This is a genomic window from Agrobacterium sp. 22-226-1 (assembly GCF_053522345.1).
The window spans coordinates 78142-93305 of the sequence record NZ_JBNWCP010000010.1 but is presented as its reverse complement, the minus strand read 5'-3'; the positions used below and the strand labels follow the sequence as shown (position 1 = coordinate 93305).

12 protein-coding genes are annotated in these 15164 nt (G+C 59.5%); 1 reads left to right on the top strand and 11 read right to left on the bottom strand.

The window, feature by feature from the left end; all coding sequences use genetic code 11:
- Nucleotides 1–155: 155 nt before the first annotated feature.
- From ACQZ5K_RS17760 to ftsZ, 3 genes are all read right to left on the bottom strand, one after another.
- Nucleotides 156–1121, bottom strand: coding sequence for a dihydrodipicolinate synthase family protein (locus ACQZ5K_RS17760; RefSeq protein ID WP_448740987.1), 966 nt, complete (start codon nt 1119–1121; stop codon nt 156–158).
- Between the two features lie 109 nt (nt 1122–1230).
- Nucleotides 1231–1929, bottom strand: coding sequence for a GntR family transcriptional regulator (locus ACQZ5K_RS17755; RefSeq protein ID WP_448740986.1), 699 nt, complete (start codon nt 1927–1929; stop codon nt 1231–1233).
- Between the two features lie 245 nt (nt 1930–2174).
- The gene (gene ftsZ, locus ACQZ5K_RS17750) at nt 2175–3137 is read right to left on the bottom strand and encodes a cell division protein FtsZ (RefSeq protein ID WP_448740985.1); all 963 of its coding nucleotides are present in this window, start codon (nt 3135–3137) and stop codon (nt 2175–2177) included.
- 475 nt (nt 3138–3612) lie between these two features.
- On the opposite strand from ftsZ, the gene ACQZ5K_RS17745 reads away from it, so the two are divergent.
- Nucleotides 3613–4056 carry a response regulator gene (locus ACQZ5K_RS17745; protein ID WP_020811653.1) on the top strand — a complete coding sequence of 148 codons (444 nt, stop codon included), beginning with the start codon at nt 3613–3615 and terminating at the stop codon, nt 4054–4056.
- A gap of 434 nt (nt 4057–4490) precedes the next feature.
- Here ACQZ5K_RS17745 and ACQZ5K_RS17740 read toward each other — a convergent pair whose 3' ends face one another.
- The 8 genes from ACQZ5K_RS17740 to ACQZ5K_RS17705 all read right to left on the bottom strand — a co-directional run bounded on the left by ACQZ5K_RS17740 (nt 4491) and on the right by ACQZ5K_RS17705 (nt 15164).
- The gene (locus ACQZ5K_RS17740) at nt 4491–4637 is read right to left on the bottom strand and encodes a DUF1127 domain-containing protein (RefSeq protein WP_003521716.1); all 147 of its coding nucleotides are present in this window, start codon (nt 4635–4637) and stop codon (nt 4491–4493) included.
- A gap of 218 nt (nt 4638–4855) precedes the next feature.
- Nucleotides 4856–5458, bottom strand: coding sequence for a hypothetical protein (locus ACQZ5K_RS17735; protein WP_375021503.1), 603 nt, complete (start codon nt 5456–5458; stop codon nt 4856–4858).
- Between the two features lie 115 nt (nt 5459–5573).
- Nucleotides 5574–6692 carry an ABC transporter permease gene (locus tag ACQZ5K_RS17730; protein ID WP_059756311.1) on the bottom strand — a complete coding sequence of 373 codons (1119 nt, stop codon included), beginning with the start codon at nt 6690–6692 and terminating at the stop codon, nt 5574–5576.
- Nucleotides 6689–9457, bottom strand: a complete 2769-nt coding sequence (gene rbbA / locus ACQZ5K_RS17725) for a ribosome-associated ATPase/putative transporter RbbA (protein ID WP_448740984.1) — start codon at nt 9455–9457, stop codon at nt 6689–6691. Before rbbA ends, ACQZ5K_RS17730 begins: the two co-directional genes overlap by 4 nt.
- Before the next feature lie 11 nt (nt 9458–9468).
- Nucleotides 9469–10533, bottom strand: a complete 1065-nt coding sequence (locus tag ACQZ5K_RS17720) for an HlyD family secretion protein (protein WP_448740983.1) — start codon at nt 10531–10533, stop codon at nt 9469–9471.
- Between the two features lie 418 nt (nt 10534–10951).
- Nucleotides 10952–12325, bottom strand: a complete 1374-nt coding sequence (gene melA / locus ACQZ5K_RS17715) for an alpha-galactosidase (protein ID WP_448740982.1) — start codon at nt 12323–12325, stop codon at nt 10952–10954.
- A gap of 22 nt (nt 12326–12347) precedes the next feature.
- On the bottom strand, nt 12348–14018 hold the full coding sequence (locus ACQZ5K_RS17710; RefSeq protein WP_448740981.1) for an ABC transporter ATP-binding protein: 1671 nt from the start codon (nt 14016–14018) through the stop codon (nt 12348–12350).
- A 12-nt stretch (nt 14019–14030) separates the two neighbouring features.
- On the bottom strand, nt 14031–15164 hold the full coding sequence (locus ACQZ5K_RS17705) for an ABC transporter permease (RefSeq protein WP_448740980.1): 1134 nt from the start codon (nt 15162–15164) through the stop codon (nt 14031–14033).

Sequence of the window (15164 nt, the reverse complement as noted above, 5' to 3'; positions counted from 1 at the left end):
TCAAGTCCTTGATCGCGGAAGAGTCCTTTCACGGCGCAGACGCGCCGCGGCTGGATGCCGGATCTAGTCCGGCATGACGGACGAGAGGCATCAAACCTCATAAATGCAAAAAAGGCCCGCAGTTGCGGGCCTTTTGTCTTCACGTCAGCGACTGCTCAGGCAGCCTTGCAGGCCTGCACGGCGCCCGGAAGCTTGCTCCAGTCGGCATACCAGCTGTTGAACAGCTTGAACTGCGCCTCGACATAGCCGCGCTGGCTGTCGGTCAGGGCGTCGGTTTCGTTGAAATGCAGCGTGTATTCCTTGTCTCCCTTCAGCACCATCATGTGTTTGAAATAGAGAACCAGATCCGGGCCTTCATCGAAGGACGAGAGAACGGCGAGCGCCTGTTCCAGCTCCAGCGCGCGGGCGCGGGCATCGGCATCGCCCGTGGCGGCGGCCTGCGACAGCTTGCAGAGATGAATGACTTCCTTCGGCAGGACATTGCCGATGCCAGTGATGGCGCCGGTGGCGCCGCAATTGACGAAGCCGTGGAAGACGGCGGTATCGACACCGATCATCAGGGTCACCTCGTCATCGCGGCTGGTGATGTTTTCAGCGGCGTAACGCATATCGGCCGGGCCGCCGAATTCCTTGAAGCCGACGAGGTTCTTGTGCTCGGCGCGCAGCGCGAAGAAGAGATCGGCGCGGGTGGCGAAGCCGTAATAGGGGCTGTTGTAGATGACGGCCGGGATCTCCGGTGCAGCCGAGAGGATGGCCTTGAAATGCGCCTTCTGGGCAGCGATGACCGAACCGCGCGACAGGACGCGCGGAATGACCATCAGGCCCTTGGCGCCAACCTTCTGGGCGTGGGCGGCATGGGCAACGGCAGATGCCGTGTTGACCGCGCCGGTGCCGACGATAACCGGAATGCCGGCTTTCACCAGGCGCTCCACGCCTTCCATGCGCTGCTCATCCGTCAGGAGCGGCCAGTCGCCCATGGAGCCGCAATAAACGACGGCCGACATGCCATCGGCGATCAGTTCCTTGCCCTTGCGAACAAGCGCATCGAAATCAGGGGTGCGATCATCCTTGCAGGGGGTCATCAAGGCGGGAATCACGCCGGAAAAAATGCTGGCCGTCATTTCAAGCTCCTAAGGGACATGTTTTTCAGGAATGGACGCACCTCCGCGCCACCCTTTCGACAAGGACATTACAATCTTGTATTTTATTTGTCGACAAGAAATCGACAAGCTACAGATTTATTTCCAGACGCTCGTTTCGCACCAGCAGTTTCTGCACCTGCCGCACGATCTGCTCGGCGTGCTCGCGGGCCAGTTTCTCGGAAAGAACGGTATCGCGCGCGGCGATCGCCGCGATGATCTCATCATGATCGTCGACGAAGCGCTTCGGCAAACGATCGTCATAGGACTGGTAATAAAGCCTGAGGATGCGTCGTCCCTCATCCAGCAGCCGCTTGAACAGGCTGGTAAAATAGGGATTGCGCCCGGCCTCGGCGATGGAGAGATGAAGGGCGGCATTGGTGGAAATCATCGCCAGCGCATCCTGCTCCTCCACCGCAATGGCGAACTCCGCATTGTGGGCGCGGATTCCGGCCAGATCTTCCGGACGGTGATATTGCGCGGCAAGCTGCGTCGTTACCCGATACATCAGCACCAGCGCATCGAAATAGGTGTGCATGTTGAGGAAATCGATATTCGACACCATGGTCGAACGGTTTGGCAGCGTATCGATCAGCCCCTCGCCCGAAAGCCGCACCAGCGCCTCGCGGATCGGCGTGCGCGACATCTTGAACCTTTCGGCAAGCTGCACCTCGTCGATGGGGCTGCCCGGCGGCAGAACCAGATCGAGAATCTCGTCGCGCAGCAGATCATAGACCATCTTCACGCCGGAGCCGCGCTTGCGCTCGGCAGAAGCAATTACATCCGTCATTATCAAATCCCTCTTGTCGACATAAAGAGTACTATTATATTTTTTTCCGATCAACGCTGCGCAGCACCGCAGCCTCTTCGAATGGCGGAATAATTGTTCAAAAACAACAAAAAGCCGTCGCGAAAATTGCCCGCGACGGCTTTTGATCGTTCAGTTTGTGGCGTGGACGCTGTTTATAGGGCATCGCCGACTAAGGAAGGCTATTTCCCTGGGAAGCGAAGAGTACGCCGCTCCTCAGGCAAGCCTTAGTTGCGCAGGCCGGTGGCAACGACCGAAATCTTGAAAGCGCCGTCCAGCGTCGGGTCGAAGGAAGCGCCCATCACCACATCGGTTTCTTCGCTGACCGCCTCGCGCACCAGCGTCATTGCCTCATCGATTTCATAGAGCGTCAGATCGTTGCCACCGGAAATGGAAACAAGAGCGCCCCGCGCTTCCTTCAGCGACGGTTCGCCGAGCAGCGGGTTGGCAATGGCTGCGGCCGCCGCTTCCGAGGCGCGCTTTTCACCCTTGGCCTGCGCCGTACCCATCAGCGCCCGGCCGCCATTCTTCATGACATAGCGCACATCGGCGAAATCGAGATTGACCAGGCCTTCGCGCAGGATGAGATCGGTGATGCAGCGCACGCCAAGCGACAGAACCTTGTCAGCCGTCTTCAGCGCATTTTCGAAGGTCGTGCCGGCATCGGCAATGCGCAGCAGGTTCTGGTTGGGGATGACGATGACGGTATCTGCCGTGTTGAGCAGGTTGGCGAAGCCATATGCGGCAGCCCGCATACGGCGCGCACCCTCGAAGCTGAAGGGAAGCGTGACGACACCAACGGTCAGGATGTTCTTCGCCCGGCAGGCTTCGGCGATGACGGGGGCAGCGCCCGTGCCGGTGCCACCGCCCATGCCGGCGGTGATGAAACACATGTCGTAGCCGCTCAGGTGATCCATGATCTCGTCGAGGGAATCGATCGCCGCCTGCCGGCCGACCTCGGGATCGGCGCCTGCGCCAAGTCCGCCGGTCAGCTCGGAGCTGAGCTGCACGAGCCGCGGCGCGTTGGTCTTCTTCAGCGCCTGCGCATCCGTATTGGCGGCGATGAAATCGACGCCGCCGATGCCCTCGGCAATCATGTTGTTGATCGCGTTGCCGCCACCGCCACCGACGCCGACGACGGCGATATTGGGCGTGTTGCGGGCAATGGTGACGCGCGGAGACTGGGTCATCGTCTTATTCTCTTTCTAAACTCATAGGGTCCGCGCCGTTCTTTGACTGCGGTACGCGAATGATCGGCAAGGTTCCAGCGCTTCCTCCCCCACGGGGAAAGAGGCTGTAACGCTTTGAATTTTCATGCCGGCCTTTCACCCCATAATGGCGAAAGAACGGTGTTCCAGGAGGCGAAAGATGCTCCACGGCGACGTTCTCCGACCCCTTCCCCGGATGAAAACCGAACCGAATCAACTGCTTCGCTCTTGAAAGGTGATAGCCGAAAAGGCACACCGTTTACACTCCATTCACTATGTTTATCTCACTTTGGAACGAGTTGCGCCGAGAAGTGTTTGCATGCCGACCGCGCTGGAGCGGCGGGAAATAAAACGGAACCGGTTCCGCCGCTCCGGGTTTAGTTGAAGCCTCGGATGATCGGCAACCGCGATACAGTTTTCAATCCGTTGCTCTGAAACACAGAATGGAGGCAGGCATATGTTGGCAGACGTCTTGCAAAACGAACCGGGTTTCCGCACGGAACAGCCGCGTGTGCTGATCGTGGAAGACGAATTCCTCATCGCCATGGATATAGAGGATTCCATTTTGCAGGCGGAAGAAGAGGCAGATGTCATCGGTATCGCCAACCGGCTGGAAGACGCCGTGGCGCTTGGCAGCCGCGCCGATATCGCCTTCGTCGACGTCAACCTTGCCGACGGACAGACCGGCCCGGAAATCGGACGGCGGCTTTCCGAAGATCATGGCGTGGTGGTGATCTTCATGACGGCAAACCCCGAAGTCGTCGTCAATCTCGGCATCGGCGCCGGCGTGATCGCCAAACCCGTGCCGCAGGATGCCGTGGAGCAGTGCCTCGCCTATGCCCTTGCCAAACGTGCAGGCGCCCACGCCGTGACGCCCATCGGCATGATGGCTTTCGACTGAGATGTTTCCTGAAGACAAAGGCAAAATTCTGAAAACAAAAAAGCCTGCCGCGGGAGGAGGTGCGGCAGGCTTTTTGAAAAGATGAACAGCGATATGGGAGGAGGAAAACCGCTGTCCCCGGGGCAATCCTTTGGGAGGAGGAGTAGGATCACCCGCTTTACCAAAAGGATGTGGGAGGAGGTACATCCCTTTCGATGATTGGAAGATAGCATTTTTCTGCGTATTTGACAGGCATAAGCTTGCAGTACAGATATGCATTCATTGCATGGCGATATTCATCGCCTGACGTCGAGAAAACCCCACCCTTCGGCTCGGACTTCGACATTGCCGGGATTATCTGGCGTATACTTGCGGTAGAAGCATCCAATATCCGCAAAACAAAAACGCCCGCTGAGCGGGCGTTTGAACATTCAAAAGAGGCGACGTCGCCTTGATTACCTGCCAACGGCGGCGCGGGCGACGCTGGTGATCTGGCTACGATCGATACCGAGATCGTGCAGTTCACGGGTGCTCATACGGCCGAGTTCGTTGATGGTCTGACGATATTTGCGCCAGTTATTGAAGCTGCGTGCTACGTTCATGACATTACCCTTTCTGAGGTTTAGGTGACGTCAGCAACGTTTTTCGTTCCGGCGTCCTTTGATGCCCCCTATATGCGCTTTTCGATGACGAATTAACAGGTAGAATAAGGCAATGCACCCATGCGCCAGACGCAAGGATTCCCCATGACGGTTTGCGACGAAAAAGAAACGTGACTAAAATTCAGACGGTTCGCCGGGCTTGGAACCGTCCCCGCCACTCAGAACTTGTAGCGGACGCCGAATACGTTGGCGTTTGTGGCGCCTTTCATATTGCCCAGTGTTTTGCCACCGCCGGAACGGTGGTGAAGACGCCAGAAGAATTCCGTCGAAGAATCCTCGCTGAAGGACACGTTGATTTCCGGTCCCAGATAAAACAGGACATTGGCATTGCCGTTGTCCTTGATTTCCTGCTCCCGCTCGCGGCCAGGCTGCGCATCCGTCACGAGGCTGAGGCCCGCCGTGAAGCTCGGCGTGATAAACAGCCGTTCTCCGAGCCTGATCTGCTCGTAACGTGCAACCGGACCCGCCCAGACTTCACCGGTAAAGCCCTTGCCAAATCTGGCGGCGACGCCGATTTCGCCGCCGAGTTTCACGTTGCCGATGTGGTAGGGGTAGAACTGATAGCCGCCGCCCAGAATGGCATTGCGCTCATATTCCACCGGAATGAGGGCTGCACTTTTCAGCATGTCCTCTTTCGTCAGGACGCCGCCGAAACCGAATATCGCTTCGCTCGTCTCCGACGTCATATCTTCTGACGCAAGAGATGGCGTTGCCGCCAGTGCGATCATGGCTGCCAGTGACAGACGTGCTGCAATATTCATTTTGCTACTCCTGAACAAAGCCCGCTTACCCAGCCGTCCTCATAGGCATATTCACGGAAGGCGAACATACCGTTACCGAACACAATTAATTCAACTTGCGCGGAAACAGGCGGAATCAGCGCAGGAAACGTCTGAAACGGCGAAGCGCGAAAACGAAAAGCGCGGAGCCGATGGCCAGCAGCGCCAGCAATTGCGGCCAGACCACATCCAGCCCCGCCCCCCTGAAAAGCACCGATTGAGCCAGAATGACGAAATGGGTGTTGGGTGCGAGAAGCATGATGTACTGGATGATATCAGGCATGCTTTCACGCGGCGTCATGGCGCCGGAGAGCACCTGCAACGGCAGCAGGAACAGGATCAGCAGCATGCCGAATTGCGGCATGGAGCCTGCAACGGTCGCAAGGAAGATGCCCATCGACGTCATGGCGAAGAGCTGCAACGCCGTTCCGAGCAGGAAGAGCAAGAGCGAGCCTTCGATTGGAATGGCGAGCAGGCCCCTGACGACGACGAACAGGGAAAATGCCGAGGCCACAAGCACGACAAGGCCCATGGACCAGACCTTGCTGAGCATGATTTCCAGCGGCGTGACCGGCATGACCAGCAGATGCTCGACCGTGCCATGCTCGCGCTCGCGAATGAGCGCCGCCCCCGTCAGCACGATCGACAGCATGGTGATGGCGGTGATGATGTTGTTGATCGACCCGAACCACGACTTGTCCAGTTCCGGGTTGAAACGGGAGCGTAGCGTCAGGTCCACCGGCACCGACGTCGCACCGCGATAGCGGTTGATATATTCCTGAACTTCGCTCGTTACGATGCTCTGCACATAACCCCCGCCACTGAAAGCCTGGCTCATGCGGGTTGCGTCGATGTTGAGCTGGATGGCCGGCTGTTGCCCGGCCATCAGCCGGCGCTGGAAATCCGGCGGGATGTTGAGCGCGAAGGTATCGAGGCCCGCATCCATGCGCTTGTCCATTTCCGCAATGGAAATCTGCTTCGGCGGGGAGAAATAGGGCGGATAAAAAGCCGTGCTGATGCGGCCTGAAAGCGGCGACTGATCCTCGTCAACGATGGCGATGGCGGCATTGTTCAGCGTCTCCGGCAGCGCGCTGGAGCCGGTGTAAATCTGCAGCGTGAAGGCGTAGACGATGAGCAGCAGCAACATGCCGTCACGCGCAAGGCCGCGCAGCTCCTTGATGCCGAGCTGGAAGATGTTGGACGAAAACAGCTTCATGACGCCTGTTTCCTCAAAAGTGCGGCGCCGGCAATGAGAAGCAGCGGAATGGCAATGAGAAGGGGCAGGAACGAGTCGGAGAGCCCGGCGAAATCCAGCCCCTTGGAGAAGGTGCCGCGCGAAATGGTCATGAAATAGGTGGCTGGATAAATGTTGCCGATAAAGGCGCCCGCCCCCTGTAGCGACGAAACGGGATCGATCATGCCCGAATATTGCGTTGCCGGAATGAGCGTCAGCAGGGCCGTGCCGAAGATCGCCGCGATCTGGCTCTTCATGAAGGACGACATGAGAAGGCCGATGGAGGTGGCGATGATGACATAGAGCAGCGCTCCCGTCGCATAGGCGAGATAACTTCCGGTGAAGGGTACCTGAAAGATGAAGATGGCGAAGGCCGTCAGAAGCAGGAAATTGAGCATGCCGAGGGCGACATAAGGAAGCTGCTTGCCGATCAGGAACTCCAGCCGCGTGGTCGGCGTCACGTATAGATTGACGATGGAGCCGAGTTCCTTTTCCCTGACGACGCTGAGCGCCGCCAGCATGGCGGGAATGAGCATGAGCAGCAGCGGAATAACCGCCGGCACCATGGCGACAAGGCTCTTGACGTCCGGATTGTATCGATAGCGCGTTTCGATGCTGAAACTGCTTTGCGTGGCCGCGCTGCCGTAAATCTCGGCGGCCTTGCGCGCCAGCCATGTCTGGTGCATGCCCTGCACGTAACCGCGCACGGTCTCCGCCCGCTGCGGCATGGCGCCGTCGATCCAGGCGCCCACCTCCACCGTCTTGCCGCGCAACACGTCGCGGCCGAAACCGGGGGGAATTTCAATGGCAAGGCTGAGTTCCCCGTCACGCATCCGCCGGTCCATATCGGCATAATCGCGGATCGGTTCCTTCTCGATGAAATAACGGGAGCCGGCAATGTCGAGCACATAATCGCGGCTGATGGTGGAATCGTCACGATCCAGCACCGCGAAGGTCAGGTCCTCGACATCGAGATTGATACCGTATCCGATGACGAACATCAGGATGACGCTGCCGAGCACCGCCAGCGTGCCGCGAATGGGATCCCGCTGCAGTTCCAGCGCCTCACGGCGCGTATAGCTGAACATGCGCCTGAAATCGAAAAACCGCTTACGACTGGGTGCAGCATGTTGCGTCGCCGGCACCTGCGCTGTCGCGACGGGCGCTGCCGCAGGCTCCGCCTTCTTGACGCCCGAAGCATCCTCGAGATAGGCGACGAAAGCCTCTTCGAGCGTTGCGGCATTGCGGCTTTTGGTAATCGCGTCAGGCGTATCGCTGATCAGCACCTTGCCGGCATGCATCAGCGAAATCCGGTCGCAGCGCTCCGCCTCGTTCATGAAATGGGTGGAGATGAAGATGGTGACATTGTCGTTGCGGGAGAGATCGGCAAGGATTTGCCAGAACCCGTCCCGCGCCACCGGATCGACACCGGAGGTCGGCTCATCGAGGATGAGAATGTCAGGCGAATGGATCATCGCCACCGCCAGCGACAGCCTCTGCCGGATGCCGAGCGGCAGGTCGTCCGGCAGTGTCTCCATGACCGCGCCGAGATCGAAACGCTCGGCCATTTCGGCGATACGCGGCTGAATGGTCTCTTCCGGCAGCTTGAACAGCCGCGCGTGAAGATCGAGGTTCTGCCGCACCGTCAGCTCGGAATAGAGCGAGAAGGCCTGGCTCATATAGCCGACGCGGTGACGGATCGCCATGTCGCTGGCATCCACCCTGTGCCCGAAAAGCTTGGCCTCGCCTTCGCTGGCCGCCAGAAGCCCCGTCAGCATCTTCATGGTGGTGGATTTTCCGCAGCCGTTCGAGCCGAGAAAGCCGAAAATCTCGCCACGCGGAATCTTGAAGCTGACATTGTCGACGGCGGTAAAGTCGCCGAAGCGCATGCTGAGATGCGACGCCTCGATGGCATAATCGCCCTCACCCGCCACCTTGCGCGGCGCGATATGGACTTCGTGGTAACCTTTGCGCTTTTCTTCGGGCAGGAGCGCGATAAAGGCGGCGTCGAGATTGGGTGCGGAGGTGCGCTCGAGAAGTTCGGCAGGCGAGCCGGTGGCTAAAATCTTGCCGCCATCCATGGCGACCAGCCAGTCGAAACCGGCGGCCTCTTCCATATAGGCCGTGGCAACGATAACGCTCATGCCCGGACGCCCGGCCCGGATGGAATCGATCAGTTCCCAGAATTGCCGCCGCGACAGCGGATCGACGCCCGTGGTCGGCTCATCGAGAATGAGCAGGTCGGGATCGTGGATCAGCGCGCAGCAGAGCCCCAGCTTCTGCTTCATGCCGCCGGAAAGTTTCATCGCGGGGCGGTCGGCGAAGGGCTCGAGGCCGGTACTTTTCAGCAATTCGGCGATGCGCGCCTGCCGCTCCCTGCTGCCCTGTCCGAACAGCCTGCCGAAGAAATCGATATTCTCGAAGACGGACAGGGTGGGATAGAGGTTCTTGCCAAGACCCTGCGGCATATAGGCGATACGCGGGCAGGTATCCTCGCGGTGGCGGGGATCGGACATGTCGCCGCCCAAAACCTCCACCTTGCCTTTCTGGATGGCGCGCGCGCCGGATACGAGCGACAACAGGCTCGATTTGCCCACGCCGTCAGGCCCGATAAGCCCGATCATCCGCCCGGCGGGGATCTCGACCGATATGTCGGCCAGCGCAATGGTGCTTCCGAAGGTCAACCGCACATCGGCCAATCGCGCGACCGGTGCATGCCTTTCATTCGTTGCGGGGCGCGCGACCATGGTGGCCACCGTCACTTGACGAGATTGCGTTCGAGGTTTTCCGGCCAGGCGGCCTGCGGATCAAGCCGGACATAGGCCATGCCGGGCAGCCCGGTTTTGACATATTGGATATATTTCTGCAGCAGCTCCTGCGGGATTTGCGCCCTCACCCGGAATGTCAGCTTCTGGCGTTCTTCTTCGGTTTCGACCGTTTTCGGTGTGAACTGCGCGACATCGGCGACGAAGGAAACCGTGGCGGGGATGGTATATTGCGGGGCGGCATCCAATATCAGGCGCACATCCGAGCCCATGGACATGCGGCCGGCCTCGGCGGTCGGCAGGAAGAACGTCATATAGACATCGCCGAGATCGACCAGATTCAGAACCCGTCCGCCGGCGGACAACACCTCGCCGGGCTGGGCGATCCGATATTGCACGCGGCCATCGCGGGGCGATTTCAGCGTCGCATCGGCGATATCAGTCTCGATGCTTTCAATATCGGCCTGTGCGGCATCCACCGCCGCCTCAGCATCGACGATCTGCGCCTTGGCGGCGTTGATTGCGGCATCGGAGGCGGCAAGCGAGGCCTCGGCGGAGGCGAGCGTGGCACGGGCGGACTGCTCGGCGGCCTCGCTGTCATCGACGATCTGCTGCGAGACGGCGTTGCCGGTCAGCAGCTGTTTCGAGCGTGCATAGGTCTTGGAGGCGGAATCGAACTGGGCCTTGCGCTGTTCCACCACCGCCAGCGCCGAGGTCTTTTCCGCCTCCCGCTGGGCGACAAGGCTGTGGGCCGTATCGATTGCTATTTTCGCGCGGCGAAACTGTGCTTCCGCCTGACGTTTCTTCGCCTCCAGTTGCGCCGTATCCATCTGGGCAAGCACCTGCCCGGCCTTCACGAAATCGCCTTCACGCACCATGATGTCCTGAAGGCGACCGGCGGTTTTGGTGGAAATATCGATCTCGACGGCCTCGATCCGGCCGTTACTGGCCACGAAACCGGCGGGAAGTCCCTCACCCTTCAGCATTGACCAGGAGAAATAGGCGACACCGGCAAGAACCAGAATCACCAGACCAACGAGTAAGCCTTTTTTAGACATCCGTCTTCCCCATGAACCCTTCGAATTTCAACCCTAATACGATGAAACCGAAGAAGCCAGCCACCTTTGCGTTTAGTATTCGTACCCGACACTTCTCATGTTGAGGAGAACGAGCCGGGTTAAGGGCTGTTTACGTGAGGGGGTGCTTTGCGGCTTTGACACAAGTCAAGTGCGCGGGAGGTTTAGGGCAAAGCTGGAAGCACCATGGAGACTCACCGCCGAAATTAATGGGCGGCATGACAATCCCCGTCCGTCATGCTCGGGCCTGTCCCGAGCATCTGCTCCCTGTCAATTTTCGCTACGTGGTTGGTTCCTCGGGACAAGCCCGAGGATGACGTCGAATATGGAGAGAGGCGTGTCGGTGAACTCGACCGCAGACGAAAACCCTACGCCTCGCATTTTTCGCAGCAACCGCGCCTTACACCGCCCGCGCCCGCTTCACCTCCACCTGCGTCCATTCCGGCAACCAGTCGCGATGGGCCAGCAGCAGATCGTCCACCAGCGACCATATCTGGTCGAGATCCAGTTCCGCCGCCGTATGCGGGTCCATCATCGCCGCGTGGAAGATGTGCTCGCGGTTTTCGCTCATCAGCGCCCGCACCGTCAGTTCCTGCACATTGATGTTGGTGCGCATAAGGGCGGTGAGCTGCGGCGGCAATTCGCCGATGAAGGTGGGCTGCACGCCGTTATGATCGACAAGGCAGGGCACTTCCGCCGCGCAATCCGATGGCAGCGAGGTGATGCAGCCATTGTTGCGCTGGTTGCCGTAAATCACCGAAGGTTCGCCGGTCCAGACTGAGTTGATGATGGAGGAGGCATATTCCTTTGACTGCTTGACCTCGATCTTCTCGGCCGAGCGATAGGCCGACGCCTGCCCCTTCCAGCGTTCGATCTGCTCGATGCAGCGCTTGGGATATTCATCGAGGGGGATGCCGAATTTCTCGATCAGGTCCTCGCGTCCTTCCTTGATGAAATAGGGCGTATATTCGGCAAAATGCTCCGAACTTTCGGTGACGAAATAACCAAGCCGCGTCAACATTTCGTAACGCACCTTGTTGGGGCAGCGCGGGTTCCAGCCGGGTTTTGGCGCGCGACCTTCGCGATAGGCGCGCAAGAGATCGGGGTAGAGATTCTTGTAGCTCCCATCCGGCTGACGATGTTCGAATTCCAGGAAGAACGCCATGTGGTTAATGCCGGCCGAGCGATAACGGATGTCCTCGTAGGGTATATCGAGATCATGAGCGAGTTCCATCGCCGTGCCCTGAACCGAATGGCAAAGGCCGACCTGCCGGATCGTCGGGTATTTCTCCGCAATCGCCCAGGTGTTGATCGCCATGGGGTTCACATATTGCAGCATGATGGCGTTGGGGCAGACGGCCAGCATGTCCTCGCAGATCTTCCACAGATGCGGCACGGTGCGAAGGCCGCGCATGATGCCGCCGACGCCGAGCGTATCGGCGATGGTCTGGCGCAGGCCATATTTACGCGGCACCTCGAAATCGGTGACCGTGCAGGGCTCATAGCCGCCGATCTGGAAGGCGACGACGACGAAATCCGCACCGGCGAGCGCCTTTTTCTGGTCCGTATAGGTCTCGGCCTTCGCCTTTGCGCCAAGCGTCGAAATAAGCTTGTTGACGACGATGGCGCTTTCTTCCAGCCTCTCGCGGTTGATATCCATCAGCGCGATGGTGGCGCCCGAAAGCGCCGGACGCTGCAGTACGTCGCCGATGATGTTCTTCATAAACACCGTGGAGCCTGCGCCGATGAATGTGATCTTGGGATCTCTTGCCATGTCTACCTCCAGCATTGGGAATTCAAGCGATTTCGAAGGCGGCCCGTACAAGCCGCTGAGTATATTCGGTTTTCGGATTTGTCAGCACATCCTCGACGGGCCCTTGCTCAACGATCTGCCCGCGCTGCATGACGATGACGCGGTGGCAGAGCGCGCGGACCACTTTCAGGTCGTGCGAGATGAACAGGTAGCTCAGGCCCCGCTCATCCTGCAGCTTGCGCAGGAGATCGATGATCTGCGCCTGCACGGAAAGATCGAGCGCCGAGGTCGGCTCATCGAGCAGGATGAATTCCGGCTCCAGCGCCACGGCACGGGCAATGGCGATGCGCTGCCGCTGGCCGCCGGAAAATTCGTGCGGGAACCGTGAGAGGATGTTGCCGGGCATGCCCGCCGCTTCCAGTGCATCACGCACCCGATCCAGCCGCTCGGCTTTCGTTTTGCCGAGACCGTTGATGATCAACCCTTCCTCGATGATCTGGCCGATGGTCATGCGCGGATTGAGCGAGGCGAAGGGATCCTGAAAGACGATCTGCATACGCGAACGCAAAGGCCGCATTTCAGCGCGGGAGCGGCCATCGACCCTCTCCCCGCCAAAGATCACCTCGCCGGCCACCGGCTCGTTCAGCCGCAGCAGGGATTGGCCGAAGGTCGTCTTGCCGGAACCGGATTCACCGACGAGCCCCAACGTCTCGTGCCGATTGAGGGTAAGCCCCAGACTGTCGACGGCGATCAGTTCCTTCAGTTCGGGTTTAAACAGCCCGCCGTAACGCATCATGAAAGAGACCCGCACGCCGCTTGCCGTCAGCAGCACGCCGGAATTTTCCGGCAGCGGCTTTGCCGTGCCATGCGGTTCGGAGGCAAGCAGCTTTTTCGTATAGGGGTGCTGCGGCGCTTCGAAGAGATTTTCCGTGGTGTTGTGCTCACGCATCTCACCATGCTGCATGACATAGACGTAATCGGAAAACTGCTTCACGATCGTGAGATCATGGGTGATGAGAACCACGGCCATGCCGCGCTTCTTTTGCAGGTCGCGGATGAGGTTGAGGATCTGCGCCTGCACCGTCACATCGAGCGCGGTGGTAGGCTCATCGGCAATCAGCACGTCAGGATCGTTGGAGAGAGCCATGGCGATCATCACACGCTGCCGCTGGCCGCCGGAAAGCTGGTGCGGATATTGCTTCAGCCGCGCTTCCGGTTCGGGTATCTGCACCTGCCGCAGAAGATCGAGCGCCCTCGCCTCGGCCTCTTTGCGGCTGAGTTTGGAATGAACGCGGATCGCCTCGACGATCTGGCTGCCGATCGTATAGATCGGGTTCAGCGAACTCATCGGCTCCTGAAAGATCATCGAGATACGGTTGCCGCGCAGCGCCCGCCGCTGGCGGCTGGAAAACTTCAGAATGTCGTCGCCGTTGAAACGCACGGTCGCGGATTTCGAAACGGAAGCCCGCTTCGTCAGAAGCCCCATGATCGTGCGGGCCGTGACGGATTTTCCCGAACCGGATTCGCCGACGATGGCAATCGTCTCGCCCCGGTAAAGCTGGAATGAGATGTCCTTCACCGCCTCCACCGTGCCGTGCTCCACCCTGAAGGTCACGGCGATGTTGCGGGCATCGATGATGGCGTCGTCGTTTCGGTTATCGGCATCGAAACGGATGGCGGGCGCGTAAGTGTTGTTCTGTGCAGCAGCAACCATATTACGCTCCTCTCAATAGGGATCGACGGCATCGCGCAGGCCGTCGCCCAGCGCGTTGAAGGCGAAGACTGTGACCAGCACAAAGCCGACCGGCGCGAGAATCCAGGGATAGGAACCGATGACGGAATAGGTCGCCGTATCCTGCAGCATCAGCCCCCAGGAGATGAGCGGCGGCTTCACCGCAAAGCCGAGGAAACCGAGGAAGGATTCGAGCAGCACGACGCTTGGAATATGCAAGGTCACGGCGACGATCACATGGCTCATTACGTTCGGCAGGATGTGCTGGAAGATGATGCGCCGATCGGTCGCCCCGACGGCAATAGCCGCCCGCACATAATCGATACGCGCCAGCGCCAGCGTCTTGCCGCGCACCTCGCGTGACATCTGCGCCCAGCCGAGCGCCGACATGACACCGACGACGAAAACGAGAAACACGGTGGTCGGCGCGGTGACGGGAATGAGCGACGTCAGTGCGAGATAGAGCGGCAATTGCGGGAAGGCCAGCACCACCTCCACGAAACGCTGCACCCAGGCATCCAGCGGCCCGCCGAAATAGCCTGATATCAGCCCGACACTGGTGCCGATGACGGTGACGATGGCGACGACGCTGAGCGCGATGGCAAGCGAGATGCGCGAGCCATAGATGGCGCGCGACAGCACGTCGCGTCCGAACTTGTCGGTGCCGAGAAAATGCACCGGCTGGCGATCGGTCGAGCCGAAGAAGTGACGGCTCATCGGGATGAGGCCCAGCAGCCTGTATTCCGCACCTTTGACGAAGAAGCCGAGATAAACGGGATTGTCGTAATCCGGCCCGACGATAGGTTGGAAGGTGACAGGATCAAGCTCTTCCGTTTCGGCGATGGCATAGACGCGCGGTGCAAGGCTGACATTGCCGTCCTTGTCGGTGAAACGGACCACCTGTGGCGGCGAGAAACTGCCATGGGTTTCGAGCGGGTTCATCGGCGCGAAGAAATCCGCAAAGATGGCGATCAGGATCAACAGCGCCACCAGCACCAGCCCGACCATGCCGGTGAAGGAACGTCTGAGACGCCGCCAGACCAGCGCGAGATAGGTCTCGTTGCCATGGGCGGAACGGTCGGGCTTTGCTGCGGCGGTTTCGGTCTTCATCTCGTCAAACGCCATCAT

What these genes read in the sequence shown, in the direction of transcription:
- ACQZ5K_RS17760 (WP_448740987.1), bottom strand. Translation starts at nt 1,121, where the DNA reads ATGACGGCCAGCATTTTTTCCGGCGTGATTCCCGCCTTGATGACCCCC.
- ACQZ5K_RS17755 (WP_448740986.1), bottom strand. Translation starts at nt 1,929, where the DNA reads ATGACGGATGTAATTGCTTCTGCCGAGCGCAAGCGCGGCTCCGGCGTG.
- ftsZ (WP_448740985.1), bottom strand. Translation starts at nt 3,137, where the DNA reads ATGACCCAGTCTCCGCGCGTCACCATTGCCCGCAACACGCCCAATATC.
- ACQZ5K_RS17745 (WP_020811653.1), top strand. Translation starts at nt 3,613, where the DNA reads ATGTTGGCAGACGTCTTGCAAAACGAACCGGGTTTCCGCACGGAACAG.
- ACQZ5K_RS17740 (WP_003521716.1), bottom strand. Translation starts at nt 4,637, where the DNA reads ATGAACGTAGCACGCAGCTTCAATAACTGGCGCAAATATCGTCAGACC.
- ACQZ5K_RS17735 (WP_375021503.1), bottom strand. Translation starts at nt 5,458, where the DNA reads ATGAATATTGCAGCACGTCTGTCACTGGCAGCCATGATCGCACTGGCG.
- ACQZ5K_RS17730 (WP_059756311.1), bottom strand. Translation starts at nt 6,692, where the DNA reads ATGAAGCTGTTTTCGTCCAACATCTTCCAGCTCGGCATCAAGGAGCTG.
- rbbA (WP_448740984.1), bottom strand. Translation starts at nt 9,457, where the DNA reads ATGGTCGCGCGCCCCGCAACGAATGAAAGGCATGCACCGGTCGCGCGA.
- ACQZ5K_RS17720 (WP_448740983.1), bottom strand. Translation starts at nt 10,533, where the DNA reads ATGTCTAAAAAAGGCTTACTCGTTGGTCTGGTGATTCTGGTTCTTGCC.
- melA (WP_448740982.1), bottom strand. Translation starts at nt 12,325, where the DNA reads ATGGCAAGAGATCCCAAGATCACATTCATCGGCGCAGGCTCCACGGTG.
- ACQZ5K_RS17710 (WP_448740981.1), bottom strand. Translation starts at nt 14,018, where the DNA reads ATGGTTGCTGCTGCACAGAACAACACTTACGCGCCCGCCATCCGTTTC.
- ACQZ5K_RS17705 (WP_448740980.1), bottom strand. Translation starts at nt 15,164, where the DNA reads ATGATGGCGTTTGACGAGATGAAGACCGAAACCGCCGCAGCAAAGCCC.